The sequence below is a fragment of the Pseudomonas bharatica genome (assembly GCF_048586865.1).
GTDB classification, from domain to species: Bacteria; Pseudomonadota; Gammaproteobacteria; order Pseudomonadales; family Pseudomonadaceae; genus Aquipseudomonas; species Aquipseudomonas bharatica.
In genome coordinates, this window is record NZ_JBMAWR010000009.1 from 1 (window position 1) to 12,746 (window position 12,746).

Here is a 12,746-nt window from a genome sequence, read left to right on the forward strand (position 1 = left end):
GATCGAGGCTCTTTCGAAAGTTGTGCCCCCTTTTGGTGCCAGCAGCAACTGGTTAGACTTCGCGCCTTTCTGCCAGGACCCGCACCATGCTGCTGATGCTCTACCTCATTGCGATCACCGCCGAAGCCATGACCGGCGCGCTGTCCGCCGGCCGCCGCGGTATGGACTGGTTCGGGGTGGTGCTGATTGCCTGCGTTACCGCGCTGGGCGGTGGTTCGGTTCGCGATGTGTTGCTGGGCCACTACCCGTTGACGTGGGTCAAGCACCCGGAATACCTGGTGCTGACCAGCGTCGCCGCGTTGCTGACCATCTTCATCGCGCCGCTGATGCGCCATCTGCGTTCGCTGTTCCTGGTACTCGACGCCCTGGGCCTGGTGGCGTTCACCCTGATCGGTTGCATGACCGCCCTGGAACTGGGGCACGGCATGCTGGTGGCGTCCATCAGTGGCGTGGTCACCGGGGTATTCGGCGGCATCCTGCGCGACATTTTCTGCAACGACATCCCGCTGGTGTTCCGCCGTGAGCTATACGCCAGCGTTTCCTTCGCTGCCGCCTGGTGCTACATGGGCTGCATCTGGCTGAAACTGCCCGCCGAACAATCGATCCTGATTACCCTTTTCGGCGGCTTCCTCCTGCGCCTGCTGGCGATCCGCTTCCACTGGGAAATGCCCAAGTTCCACTACAACGACGAGCATTGACGCTCGGCATGCTGCCTGAGCGCCCATTCCACGTGCTCGCGGACCAGCTCCGAGGGATGCTCGCGGCGTGCATTCAGGGCCTCCAGCACCGGTATGGTCGAAGGTGCATTGCCCAGGCCCACCGCCAGGTTGCGTAGCCAGCGCTCGTAGCCGGCGCGCCTGAGCGGCGAGCCCTCGGTACTGGCGAGGAAGCGTTCCTCATCCCACATGAACAGCTCGGCCAGGCCGGCGTTGTCCAGGCCGTGGCGCGGCTTGAAGTCGTTTTCCACGGTGTCCTTGGCGAAGCGGTTCCAGGGGCAGACGATCTGGCAGTCATCGCAACCGAATACACGGTTGCCGATCATCGACCGCAGTTCTTCGGGGATGGCGTTTTTCAGCTCGATGGTCAGGTAGGAAATGCAGCGCCGCGCGTCCAGCACGTAGGGGCCGACGAAGGCGTTGGTCGGGCAGATGTCCAGGCAGGCGCTGCAGCGTCCGCAATGCTCGGTGGCCTGGGCTTCGTCCACCGGCAGCGGGAGGTCGACGAACAGCTCGGCGAGGAAGAAGTAACTGCCTGCCTTGCGGTTGAGCAGCAGGGTGTTCTTGCCGATCCAGCCCAGGCCGGCCTGCTCGGCGATGGCCTTTTCCAGTACCGGCGCGCTGTCGACGAAGGCACGGAAACCGAACGGGCCGATGGCCGTCTGGATGCGCTCGGCCAGTTGCTGCACGCGCTTGCGCACGAGCTTGTGGTAGTCGCGGCCCAGGGCGTAGCGGGAAATGTAGGCCCGTTCCGGCTGGGCCAGGCGCTGGGCCATCTGCGTGTCGCCGGGCAGGTAGTCCATGCGTAGCGAGACTACCCGCACGGTGCCGGGTACCAGTTCGTCGGGATGGGAGCGCTTGCTGCCGTGTGCGCCCATGTAGTCCATTTCGCCGTGATAACCGGCCGCCAGCCAGCGCTCGAGGTGCTGTTCGTGCTCGGCCAGGTCCACGCCGGCGATGCCGACGTGGGCGAAGCCCAGTTCACGCCCCCAATCCTTGATCGAACGGGCGAGGGCGGGGAGGTCGAGGGAAGAGACAGACATGCGAAATAGGGCAATAAAAGGACAGGTGCGTATAATTCTGCCAGACATCGGAGCCCTACGACGCATGCCTCAGACCAAACACCCCCCGCACGAGCCGCTTGTACTGACGCGAGACGTCCTGGCGAGCCTGCCTGCGCGTCCTTTCAATGCCCACAAGGGGCAGTTCGGCCATGTCCTGCTGATTGGCGGTGATCGTGGCACCGGTGGCGCCGTGCTGCTGGGCGCCGAAGCGGCGTTGCGCTGCGGTGCCGGGCTGGTTTCCGTGGCCAGCCGTCCTGAACACGTGCCGGCAGCCCTGGCCCGTTTGCCCGAAGTCATGAGCCTGGGCGTGCATTCCGCGAACCAACTGATGGCACCGATCGAGCGCGCTTCGGTACTGGTGGTCGGCCCCGGGCTCGGCCAGGCGGCCTGGGGGCGGAGCCTGCTGTCGGCAGCAGCCAGTTCGCGCCTGCCGCAGATCTGGGATGCCGATGCCCTGAACCTGCTGGCCTCGTCGCCGATGGCCCTGGTCCGCGGAAGCATCATCACGCCGCATCCCGGCGAGGCCGCGCGCCTGCTGGGCATTTCCACCGAGGCGGTGCAGGCCGACCGCCCCGGCGCGGCGCGCAAGCTGGCGCGCAAATATGCGGCGGTGTGCGTGCTCAAGGGCGCCGGCACCCTGATCGCCGAGCCACACGGCCAATTGGCCGTGTGCAAGCGCGGGCATCCGGCAATGGCAGGGGCGGGGCTGGGCGATGTGCTGAGCGGTGTGCTCGGTGCCCTGCTGGCCCAGGAAATGAGCGCCTGGGATGCCGCCTGCCTCGGTGTCTGGTTGCACGCTTGCGCCGGGGAGCGCCTTGGCGACCAGGGGCGCGGGCTGGCGGCCCACGACCTGGTGCCATCTATTCGTCAGTTGTTGGAGGAGCATTCAGCGTGTCAGGCATAACCCTTTTTCTGGCCGATGAGCAGGCCATGGTCGACTTCGGCGCGCGTATCGCCCAGGTGACCCAAGGTCATGGCGTGATCTTTCTCGAAGGGGACCTCGGCGCAGGCAAGACCACGCTGTCCCGGGGCATCATTCGCGGCCTCGGACATACCGGCGCGGTGAAAAGTCCTACATTTACAGTTGTGGAACCCTACGAGATTGGCGAAGTCCGAGCTTTTCACTTCGATCTTTATCGTCTGGTCGATCCGGAAGAGCTGGAATTCATGGGGATTCGCGACTATTTCGAGGGCGACGCGCTGTGCCTGTTCGAGTGGCCTGGCAAGGGTGAGGGCATTTTGCCAAAGCCGGACCTGACCATTACCATAAGCCCCCAGGCGGGCGGCCGGTGCTTGAGCCTGTCGCCGCAAGGTGCTCGCGGTGAAGCCTGGTGTGCCGCTCTGGCCGTGGAATTCAAATAGAAATGGGGAAAGGTATGCGCTTTCGCGCACTGGTTGCCGTCGTAGGACTGCTGCTTACGGCAGTGACCGCCGAGGCGTTCGCGGCCTCGCAGGTCAAGAGCATGCGTCTGTGGCGGGCGCCGGATAACACCCGGCTGGTCTTCGACCTGTCCGGTCCGGTGGAACACAGCGTCTTCACCCTGACCGCGCCGGATCGCCTGGTCATCGATATCAACGGCGCCACCCTGGCCGCACCGCTGACCGCGTCCACTTCCAATACTCCCATCACTTCCGTGCGTTCGGCCCAGCGCACGCCTACCGACCTGCGCGTGGTCATTGACCTGAACAAGGCGGTCACCCCGAAGAGCTTCACGCTCGCGCCCAATGCACAGTATGGCAACCGCCTGGTGGTCGACCTGTACGACCAGGAAGCCGACGCCATCGCCGCGTCGGCGCCGGCAACGCCGCCGACACCAGCGGCCACCGCCGCCACGCCGCCTGCGGTACCGGTCACCCCGGCGCAGCCGGCGATCAAGCTGCCGCCCGTGCCGAACGGCAAGCGCGATATCGTCATTGCCATCGACGCCGGTCACGGTGGTGAAGACCCGGGTGCCTCGGGCTCCCGCGGCCAGCACGAAAAAGACATCGTGCTGCAGATCGCCAAGGAACTGCAGCGCCAGATCAATACCGAAAAGGGCTTCCGCGCCGAACTGACCCGCACCGGCGACTACTTCATCCCGTTGCGCAAGCGCACCGAGATCGCCCGCAAGAAGGGCGCCGACCTGTTCATCTCGATCCATGCCGATGCGGCACCGTCCAAGGCCGCCTTCGGTGCGTCGGTATTCGCCCTGTCCGATCGCGGCGCAACGTCCGAGACCGCGCGCTGGCTGGCGGACAGCGAGAACCGCTCCGACCTGATCGGTGGTGCCGGCAACGTCAGCCTTGACGACAAGGACCGTATGCTCGCAGGCGTGCTTCTCGACCTGTCGATGACCGCGTCCCTCAGCTCCAGCCTGAACGTGGGGCAGAAGGTGCTGGGCAATATCGGCCGGGTGACCTCGCTGCACAAGCGCCGGGTCGAGCAGGCCGGATTCATGGTGCTGAAGTCGCCGGATATCCCGTCGATCCTGGTGGAAACCGGCTTCATTTCCAACGCCGCCGAAGCAGCCAAGCTGGCCACGCCGAGCCACCAGCAGTCGCTGGCGCGCTCGATCCACAGCGGTGTGAAGCAGTTCTTCCAGCAGAACCCGCCGCCAGGCACCTACATCGCCTGGTTGCGTGACAACGGCAAGATTGCCCAGGGCCCGCGCGAGCACACGGTACGCCCGGGCGAGACCCTGGCGATGATCGCCGTGCGCTACCAGGTCAGCGTCGCCAGCCTGCGCAGCAGCAACAGCCTCAAGAGCGATGAGCTGAAGGTCGGCCAGAACCTCGACATTCCCGCCACTACCCTGGCGGGCCAGCCATGAGTTCCGCTTCGCGAATAGAACTGCTCAGCCCGCGCCTTGCCAACCAGATCGCCGCGGGCGAGGTGGTCGAGCGGCCGGCTTCGGTGATCAAGGAACTGTTGGAAAACAGCCTCGACTCCGGCGCCCGGCGCATCGATGTCGAAGTCGAGCAGGGTGGAGTAAAGCTGCTCAAGGTGCGCGACGACGGCAGCGGTATCGCCTCCGACGACCTGCCGCTGGCACTGGCGCGTCACGCCACCAGCAAGATCCGTGATCTCGAGGACCTGGAGCGGGTAATGAGCCTTGGCTTCCGTGGCGAGGCCCTGGCGTCGATCAGTTCCGTGGCGCGCCTGACCCTGACGTCGCGCACCCGCGACGCCCAGCAGGCCTGGCAGGTGGAAACCGAAGGCCGCGACATGGCGCCCCGGGTGCAGCCCGCGGCCCATCCGGTAGGCACGTCGGTGGAAGTGCGCGACCTGTTCTTCAATACGCCGGCGCGACGCAAGTTCCTCAAGACCGAGAAGACCGAATTCGACCATCTCCAGGAAGTGATCCGGCGCCTGGCCCTGGCGCGCTTCGATGTCGGGTTCCACCTGCGTCATAACGGCAAGAGCATTCTCAGCCTGCATGAGGCGCCGGACGAGCTGTCCCGGGCGCGGCGTGTCGGGGCGATCTGCGGGCCGGGTTTTCTTGAGCAGGCGCTGCCGATCGAAATCGAACGCAATGGCCTGCGCCTGTGGGGCTGGGTCGGGTTGCCGACCTTTTCGCGCAGCCAGGCGGACCTGCAATATTTCTTCGTGAACGGCCGCGCGGTACGCGACAAGCTGGTCGCCCACGCAGTGCGCCAGGCGTACCGCGATGTGCTGTTCAATGGTCGGCACCCGACCTTCGTGCTGTTCCTCGAACTCGATCCGACCGGCGTCGATGTCAACGTTCATCCGACCAAGCATGAGGTGCGCTTCCGCGATGGGCGCATGGTCCATGACTTCCTCTACGGCACGCTGCACCGGGCACTGGCCGATGTGCGGCCGGACGACCAGGTGGCCGCACCGGCGGCGACCGAGGAAATCATCCGGGCTACCGGCTTGCAGGCCGGGGAGTTCGGGCCGCAGGGCGAGATGCGGCTTTCCGCTGCCGTGCTGGAGCAGCCGCTCGCGGCGCCCTCGGCGAGCCCTGCCGGCAGCGGTTACCAATACAACTACACGCCGCGACCGACTGCCAGCGTGCCGGTCGAGGAGGCGCGCGAGGTCTATCGCGAGTTCTATTCGCCGTTGGCCAATGCGCAACCGGCGCCGCTGCCGGAGAGCGAGCGCGACATTCCCCCGCTGGGCTACGCCCTGGCGCAACTGAAAGGCATCTATATCCTGGCCGAGAACGCCCATGGCCTGGTGCTGGTGGACATGCACGCGGCCCATGAGCGGATCATGTACGAGCGCCTGAAGATCGCCATGGCCAGCGAAGGCCTGAGCGGCCAGCCGCTGCTGGTGCCGGAGTCCCTGGCCCTGAGCCAGCGCGAGGCGGATTGCGCGGAAGAGCATGCCCAGTGGTTCCAGCGTCTGGGCTTCGAATTGCAGCGCCTGGGCCCGGAAAGCCTGGCGATCCGGCAGATTCCGGCGCTGCTCAAGCAGGCCGAGGCCAATCGCCTGGTGCAGGACGTTCTCGCCGACCTGATGGAATATGGCACCAGCGACCGGATCCAGGCGCACCTGAACGAGTTGCTTGGCACCATGGCCTGCCACGGCGCAGTGCGGGCCAACCGGCGCCTGGCCATCCCGGAAATGAATGGCCTGTTGCGCGACATGGAAAACACCGAGCGCAGCGGCCAATGCAATCATGGTCGCCCGACCTGGACCCAGATGGGCCTGGACGACCTGGACAAACTGTTCCTGCGCGGTCGTTGAAAGAATGGCGTTGTCGAAACCTCCTGCGATATTCCTGATGGGCCCGACCGCGGCGGGCAAGACCGACCTGGCCATCGAACTGACCAAGGTGCTGCCCTGCGAGCTGATCAGCGTCGACTCGGCGTTGATCTATCGCGGCATGGATATCGGCACGGCCAAGCCGTCGAAGGACATCCTCGCGGCCCATCCCCATCGTCTGATCGACATCCTCGATCCGGCAGAAAGCTATTCCGCTGCGGATTTCCGCCGCGATGCCCTCGACGCCATGGCCGATATAACCGCGAGGGGCAAGATTCCGTTGCTGGTGGGCGGCACCATGCTTTATTACAAGGCCCTGCTGGAAGGCCTGGCGGATATGCCGGCGGCCGACCCGCAGGTGCGCGCCGACCTGGAAGCCCAGGCGCAGCGGCAGGGCTGGCAGGCACTGCATGACGAACTCGCAGCGGTCGATCCGGTCTCGGCGGCGCGTATCCATCCGAATGATCCGCAGCGCCTGATCCGTGCGCTCGAAGTGTATCGGGTGAGCGGTTCAACGATGACGTCACATCGTTTGCGTCAAGCTGAGCAAAGTAATAGCACTGACCCTTCTGGGCAGGGGCAATTGCCCTATACTGTCGCCAGCCTGGCCATCGCCCCGCAGGACCGACAGGTTCTGCATGAGCGAATTGCAGCAAGATTCACGCAAATGCTGGAACAGGGCTTCATTGACGAGGTCCGATTGCTGCGTGCGAGAAGTGACTTGCACGCGGGACTGCCGTCTATACGGGCAGTTGGTTATCGCCAGGTCTGGGATCACCTTGATGGCAAGCTGACTTCAGTTGAAATGCAGGAGCGCGGCATCATTGCCACCCGCCAGTTGGCGAAGCGGCAATTTACCTGGTTGCGCAGTTGGGCCGGCCTTCATTGGTTGGACAGCCTGGCTTGCGACAATCTGTCTCGCACCTTGAAATACCTCGGGAGCGCCTCCATATTGGGCTGAATCCCGCAAATTGCCGTCTATCCTTGGGGGTGGGGCGGCTTGAGCCATCAGTTTTCTTGTTTTTTTACTATTGATCCTTACAGGAGTGCGGCATATGTCAAAAGGGCATTCGCTACAAGACCCTTACTTGAATACTTTGAGAAAGGAAAAAGTCGGGGTTTCGATCTATCTGGTCAACGGCATCAAGCTGCAAGGCACCATCGAGTCCTTCGACCAATTCGTCATCCTGCTGAAGAACACCGTCAGCCAGATGGTGTACAAACACGCAATCTCGACCGTCGTTCCGGTCCGTCCGATTCGTCTGCCTAGCGCAGCTGATGCCGATCACGGCGACGCTGAGCCAGGTAACGCCTGATAGGAGCCTGCTTTGTTCTTTGAGCGCCACGGTGGTGGTGAACGGGCCGTTCTCGTTCATCTGGAAGGTCAGAGCCCTGAGGCGCGCGAAGACCCGCAGGAGTTCCAGGAGCTGGCCTTGTCGGCCGGCGCCGATATCGTTGCGCTTGCCAATGTGGCGCGACACCAGCCAACTGCCAAGTTCCTGATCGGCAGCGGCAAGGTCGAGGAACTGCGCGACCTGGTCAAGGCCGAAGAGGCCGACCTGGTCATCTTCAACCACACCCTTACGCCCAGCCAGGAACGTAACCTCGAGCGTGTCTTTGAGTGTCGCGTGCTGGACCGTACCGGGCTGATCCTCGACATTTTCGCCCAGCGTGCCCGTACCCACGAAGGCAAGCTGCAGGTCGAACTGGCGCAGCTCGAACACATGAGCACGCGCCTGGTTCGCGGCTGGACCCACCTTGAACGGCAGAAAGGCGGTATCGGTCTGCGTGGTCCGGGTGAAACCCAGCTGGAAACCGACCGCCGCCTGCTGCGAGTGCGCCTGCGCCAGATCAAGGCGCGCCTGGAGAAGGTGCGCAGCCAGCGTGAACAGGCGCGACGCGGGCGCAAGCGGGCCGACGTACCTTCGGTTTCACTGGTGGGCTATACCAACGCCGGCAAATCGACCCTGTTCAATGCCCTGACCTCGTCCGAGGTCTATGCCGCCGACCAGCTCTTCGCCACCCTCGACCCGACCTTGCGCCGTCTCGAACTGGGCGACATCGGGCCGATCGTGCTGGCGGACACCGTGGGCTTCATTCGTCACCTGCCGCACAAGCTGGTCGAGGCTTTTCGGGCTACGCTCGAAGAGTCGAGCAACTCCGACCTGCTGCTGCATGTGATCGATGCCCACGAGCCCGAACGCATGGCGCAGATCGAGCAGGTGATGGCGGTGCTCGGCGAGATCGGTGCCGAAGGCTTGCCGATCCTCGAGGTGTATAACAAACTCGACCTGCTTGAAGGCATTGAGCCACATATCCAGCGCAATGCCGACGGCAAGCCTGAAAGGGTGTGGGTCTCGGCCCGCGAGGGTCGCGGACTGGAGTTGGTGGGGCAGGCGATTGCCGAATTGCTGGGGGATGACCTGTTCATCGGCACCCTTCGCCTGGAACAGCGCTACGCGCGTTTGCGTGCGCAATTCTTTGCGGCGGGGGCCGTGCAGAACGAAGAACACGACGAGGAGGGCAGCAGCCTGTTGGCCGTGCGTTTGCCGCGGGCCGACTTCAACCGCCTGGTGGCGCGCGAAGGGCTGGAGCCGGTCGAGTTCATCGAACAACATACTTTGCAATAAATGCCTGGCGACGCGGTCAGGCAGCCGTCACAGGCATTCTGTAGCATTGGACGGCGCGCCGTTTGGCGCGTCTTTGCTTTATCAGATGGAGAGCGCTATGGCTTGGAATGAGCCGGGTGGCAACTCGAACAATCAGGATCCCTGGGGTGGGCGTCGCGGCGGTAGTGGTGGCGGCGGCGGCGACAAGAAAGGCCCTCCGGATCTCGACGAGGCCTTCCGCAAGCTGCAGGACAGCCTGAACGGCATGTTTGGCAGCGGCAAGAAACGTGGTGGTGGCGACAGCCTTCCCAAAGGTGGCGGCTTCGGCCTGCTCGGCGTCGGCCTTGCCGTACTGGCGGCCATCTGGCTGTACAGCGCGGTCTACGTCGTGGACGAGCAGGAGCAGGCCGTGGTGCTGCGCTTCGGCAAGTACTACGAGACCGTAGGGCCGGGCCTGAACATCTACTTCCCGCCGATGGACCGCAAGTACATGGAAAACGTCACGCGCGAGCGTGCGTACACCAAGCAGGGCCAGATGCTGACCGAGGACGAGAACATCGTCGAGGTGCCGCTGACCGTGCAGTACAAGATCAGCAACCTGCAGGACTTCGTCCTGAACGTCGACCAGCCTGAAGTCAGCCTGCAGCACGCGACCGACAGCGCCCTGCGCCACGTGGTCGGCTCGACCGCGATGGACAAGGTGCTGACCGAAGGCCGCGAGCAGATGGCCGTGGAGATCAAGGAGCGTCTGCAACGCTTCCTCGACACCTACCGTACCGGCATCACCGTCACCCAGGTCAACGTGCAGAGCGCGGCAGCCCCGCGTGAAGTACAGGAGGCCTTCGACGACGTGATCCGTGCCCGTGAAGACGAGCAGCGTGCCCGCAACCAGGCCGAGTCCTACGCCAATGGCGTGGTGCCGGAAGCCCGTGGTCAGGCACAGCGCATCATCGAGGACGCCAACGGCTACCGCGATGAAGTCATCTCCCGTGCCAAGGGTGAGGCCGACCGCTTCACCAAGCTGGTCGCCGAGTACCGCAAGGCACCTGAGGTCACCCGCGAGCGTCTGTACCTGGAGACCATGCAAGAGGTCTACAGCAACACCAGCAAGGTGCTCGTCACCGGCAAGGACGGGCAGAACAACCTGCTCTACCTGCCGCTGGACAAGATGGTCGGTGGTAGCCGCAGTGCCAGTGCACCGGTAAACAGCGCGCCTGCGACTTCGGTCAACGACGCCGCCCGTGCCGTGGACCTGCAACAGCAACAGCAAGTGCGCACCAGGGAGAGCCGCTGATGAGCAATAAATCGCTGATCGCCCTGATTGTCGGCGTGGTCCTGGCCATCGTGGCCTGGAACAGCTTCTACATCGTGGCCCAGACCGAGCGCGCGGTGCTCCTGCGCTTCGGCAAGGTGGTCCAGGCGGATGTCCAGCCCGGCCTGCAACTGAAGATCCCGTACGTCAACCAGGTGCGCAAGTTCGACGCCCGCCTGATGACCCTCGACGCCCCGACCCAGCGGTTCCTGACCCTGGAGAAGAAAGCGGTGATGGTCGATGCCTACGCCAAATGGCGGGTCAAGGACGCCGAGCGCTTCTACACCGCGACCTCCGGCATGAAGCAGATCGCCGACGAGCGCCTGTCCCGTCGTCTGGAAAGCGGCCTGCGCGACCAGTTCGGCAAGCGCACCCTGCATGAAGTGGTTTCCGGTGAGCGCGATGCGCTGATGGCCGATATCACCGCTTCCCTGAACCGCATGGCGGAGAAGGAGCTGGGCATCGAGGTGGTGGACGTTCGCGTCAAGGCCATCGACCTGCCGAAGGAAGTGAACCGCAGCGTGTTCGAGCGGATGAGCACCGAGCGTGAGCGTGAAGCCCGCGAGCACCGCGCCAAGGGTAACGAGCTGGCCGAAGGCATCCGTGCCGACGCCGATCGTCAGCGCCGGGTACTGCTGGCGGAAGCCTATCGCGAGTCGGAAGAGACCCGCGGTGACGGTGATGCCCAGGCGGCGGCGATCTACGCCAAGGCCTACGGCCAGGACCAGGAGTTCTACGCGTTCTACCGTAGCCTGAATGCCTACCGCGAGAGCTTCAGCAGCAAGGACGATGTTCTGGTCCTCGACCCGAGCAGCGAGTTCTTCCGCTTCATGAACAAAGCGAAACCTTGAAGTCGAATCACCCCGCTGGGCGGCTAATGCGTCGGGCGGGGTGATTTCTGCAAGACAACGGGTGTATGATGCGGCAGCCGGGAAATTCCCGGCTTTTTTGCGTCTGCGAGATCGAATGCCGGAACAGGCCCGCGATCCGGGGCGCGACCAATGATTCACGAGGGTCTCGGCACTGCGGCAACGCTGGAATCGGCGCTGCGCGCGTGATTTGCCGGAACCTGCTTCACTCACGGCCGCGCCCGCGGGCTGGCCGCCCGGACCACAGGGGAAATGGCGTAATGGCAACGGTAGACCGCTGGCTGCTGCCAGATGGCATCGAAGAAGTACTGCCACCTGAAGCGACGCGCATCGAGATCGCGCGTCGTCAGGTGTTGGATCTGTTCCAGAGCTGGGGTTACGAGTTCGTCGTGACTCCCCATATCGAGTACCTGGAATCGCTGCTCACCGGTGCCGGTCAGGACCTGGACCTGCGGACCTTCAAGGTGGTCGATCCACAATCCGGCCGGCAGATGGGCTTCCGTGCCGACATCACGCCGCAGGTCGCGCGCATCGATGCGCATACCCTGCGCCGCGAAGGCCCGAGCCGCCTGTGCTACGCCGGCAGCGTCCTGCACGCTCAGCCACGGGCCCTGTCGACCTCGCGCAGCCCGATCCAGCTCGGTGCCGAGCTGTACGGCGACGCCAGCCCGGTCAGCGACGTGGAAGTGATCAGCCTGATGCTGGCCATGCTGCAACTGGCCGACGTGCCGGATGTGCACATGGACCTCGGCCATGTCGGTATCTACCGCGGCCTGGCCCGTGCCGCCGGGCTGTCCGGTGCGGTCGAGCAACAGCTGTTCGATGCCCTGCAGCGCAAGGCCATCGACGAAGTCATCGCCCTGACCGCCAACCTGCCGGCAGACCTGGCCGGCATGCTCCGCGCTCTGGCCGAGCTGTGCGGCGGCCGCGAAGTGCTGGAAGCCGCCCGCGTGCGCCTGGGCCGTGCCCCGGCCGCAGTGCTGGCAGCGCTGGATGACCTGATGAGCATCGCCGACCGGTTGACCGCGCGTTATCCGGACCTGCCGTTGTATTTCGACCTGGGCGAGCTGCGTGGCTACCACTACCACACCGGTGTGGTGTTCGCCGCGTTCGTCCCGGGTGTCGGCCAATCGATCGCCCAGGGCGGTCGCTACGACGATATCGGAGCTGACTTCGGCCGGGCACGTCCGGCCACCGGTTTCTCCACGGATTTGAAGACCCTGGTAACACTGGGGCGGGCAGAGGTCGTGTTGCCCACTGGCGGGATCTGGATGCCCGACAGTGTGGATGCGGCTCTGTGGCAGTTGGTCTGCCAGTTGCGCAGTGACGGTCAGCGGGTTGTGCAGGCATTGCCTGGCCAGCCGCTGGCTGCCGCCATCGAGGCGGACTGCGACCGGCAATTGATTCTGCAAAACGGGCTCTGGCAGGTTCTGCCACTGGCCATCTGAGATTAGCCGCCGGCCCTCTC

General features: G+C 64.5%; 12 protein-coding genes. 11 read left to right on the plus strand and 1 reads right to left on the minus strand.

Annotated features, from left to right (window positions below; genetic code table 11):
- The first annotated feature begins 86 nt into the window (after window positions 1-86).
- The gene (locus ACKLLE_RS12345; RefSeq protein WP_009399542.1) at window positions 87-698 is read left to right on the plus strand and encodes a trimeric intracellular cation channel family protein; all 612 of its coding nucleotides are present in this window, start codon (window positions 87-89) and stop codon (window positions 696-698) included.
- On the opposite strand, the gene queG is transcribed toward ACKLLE_RS12345, so the two are convergent.
- Window positions 680-1,759 (minus strand): tRNA epoxyqueuosine(34) reductase QueG, encoded by a 1,080-nt coding sequence (gene queG, locus ACKLLE_RS12350; protein ID WP_064301513.1) that lies wholly within the window; start codon window positions 1,757-1,759, stop codon window positions 680-682. The genes ACKLLE_RS12345 and queG overlap by 19 nt on opposite strands.
- Before the next feature lie 64 nt (window positions 1,760-1,823).
- Between queG and ACKLLE_RS12355 the strand changes: the two genes are divergently transcribed.
- From ACKLLE_RS12355 to ACKLLE_RS12400, 10 genes are all read left to right on the plus strand, one after another.
- Window positions 1,824-2,684 carry an NAD(P)H-hydrate dehydratase gene (locus ACKLLE_RS12355; RefSeq protein ID WP_420058160.1) on the plus strand — a complete coding sequence of 287 codons (861 nt, stop codon included), beginning with the start codon at window positions 1,824-1,826 and terminating at the stop codon, window positions 2,682-2,684.
- The gene (tsaE, locus tag ACKLLE_RS12360; RefSeq protein WP_064301515.1) at window positions 2,672-3,142 is read left to right on the plus strand and encodes a tRNA (adenosine(37)-N6)-threonylcarbamoyltransferase complex ATPase subunit type 1 TsaE; all 471 of its coding nucleotides are present in this window, start codon (window positions 2,672-2,674) and stop codon (window positions 3,140-3,142) included. The genes ACKLLE_RS12355 and tsaE overlap by 13 nt, the downstream gene beginning before the upstream one ends.
- Window positions 3,143-3,144: 2 nt before the next feature.
- Window positions 3,145-4,590, plus strand: a complete 1,446-nt coding sequence (locus ACKLLE_RS12365) for an N-acetylmuramoyl-L-alanine amidase (protein WP_279896555.1) — start codon at window positions 3,145-3,147, stop codon at window positions 4,588-4,590.
- A complete protein-coding gene (gene mutL, locus ACKLLE_RS12370) occupies window positions 4,587-6,470 on the plus strand; it encodes a DNA mismatch repair endonuclease MutL (RefSeq protein ID WP_009399547.1) in 1,884 nt (627 codons plus the stop codon). Before ACKLLE_RS12365 ends, mutL begins: the two co-directional genes overlap by 4 nt.
- 4 nt (window positions 6,471-6,474) lie before the next feature.
- On the plus strand, window positions 6,475-7,449 hold the full coding sequence (gene miaA, locus ACKLLE_RS12375) for a tRNA (adenosine(37)-N6)-dimethylallyltransferase MiaA (RefSeq protein ID WP_064301517.1): 975 nt from the start codon (window positions 6,475-6,477) through the stop codon (window positions 7,447-7,449).
- Between the two features lie 94 nt (window positions 7,450-7,543).
- The gene (gene hfq, locus ACKLLE_RS12380; protein ID WP_009399549.1) at window positions 7,544-7,804 is read left to right on the plus strand and encodes an RNA chaperone Hfq; all 261 of its coding nucleotides are present in this window, start codon (window positions 7,544-7,546) and stop codon (window positions 7,802-7,804) included.
- Window positions 7,805-7,816: 12 nt separating this feature from the next.
- Complete coding sequence (hflX, locus tag ACKLLE_RS12385) at window positions 7,817-9,118, plus strand: ribosome rescue GTPase HflX (RefSeq protein WP_064301518.1); 1,302 nt, start codon at window positions 7,817-7,819, stop codon at window positions 9,116-9,118.
- A gap of 97 nt (window positions 9,119-9,215) precedes the next feature.
- A complete protein-coding gene (gene hflK / locus ACKLLE_RS12390; protein WP_064301519.1) occupies window positions 9,216-10,391 on the plus strand; it encodes an FtsH protease activity modulator HflK in 1,176 nt (391 codons plus the stop codon).
- Window positions 10,391-11,260, plus strand: coding sequence for a protease modulator HflC (gene hflC / locus ACKLLE_RS12395; RefSeq protein ID WP_009399552.1), 870 nt, complete (start codon window positions 10,391-10,393; stop codon window positions 11,258-11,260). Before hflK ends, hflC begins: the two co-directional genes overlap by 1 nt.
- A gap of 278 nt (window positions 11,261-11,538) precedes the next feature.
- The gene (locus ACKLLE_RS12400) at window positions 11,539-12,726 is read left to right on the plus strand and encodes an ATP phosphoribosyltransferase regulatory subunit (protein ID WP_009399553.1); all 1,188 of its coding nucleotides are present in this window, start codon (window positions 11,539-11,541) and stop codon (window positions 12,724-12,726) included.
- Window positions 12,727-12,746 lie beyond the last annotated feature (20 nt).

Excerpts from the sequence above, each read along its gene's own strand:
- ACKLLE_RS12345 (WP_009399542.1), top strand. The coding sequence starts at position 87 with ATGCTGCTGATGCTCTACCTCATTGCGATCACCGCCGAAGCCATGACC.
- queG (WP_064301513.1), bottom strand. The coding sequence starts at position 1,759 with ATGTCTGTCTCTTCCCTCGACCTCCCCGCCCTCGCCCGTTCGATCAAG.
- ACKLLE_RS12355 (WP_420058160.1), top strand. The coding sequence starts at position 1,824 with ATGCCTCAGACCAAACACCCCCCGCACGAGCCGCTTGTACTGACGCGA.
- ACKLLE_RS12365 (WP_279896555.1), top strand. The coding sequence starts at position 3,145 with ATGGGGAAAGGTATGCGCTTTCGCGCACTGGTTGCCGTCGTAGGACTG.
- mutL (WP_009399547.1), top strand. The coding sequence starts at position 4,587 with ATGAGTTCCGCTTCGCGAATAGAACTGCTCAGCCCGCGCCTTGCCAAC.
- miaA (WP_064301517.1), top strand. The coding sequence starts at position 6,475 with ATGGCGTTGTCGAAACCTCCTGCGATATTCCTGATGGGCCCGACCGCG.
- hfq (WP_009399549.1), top strand. The coding sequence starts at position 7,544 with ATGTCAAAAGGGCATTCGCTACAAGACCCTTACTTGAATACTTTGAGA.
- hflK (WP_064301519.1), top strand. The coding sequence starts at position 9,216 with ATGGCTTGGAATGAGCCGGGTGGCAACTCGAACAATCAGGATCCCTGG.
- hflC (WP_009399552.1), top strand. The coding sequence starts at position 10,391 with ATGAGCAATAAATCGCTGATCGCCCTGATTGTCGGCGTGGTCCTGGCC.
- ACKLLE_RS12400 (WP_009399553.1), top strand. The coding sequence starts at position 11,539 with ATGGCAACGGTAGACCGCTGGCTGCTGCCAGATGGCATCGAAGAAGTA.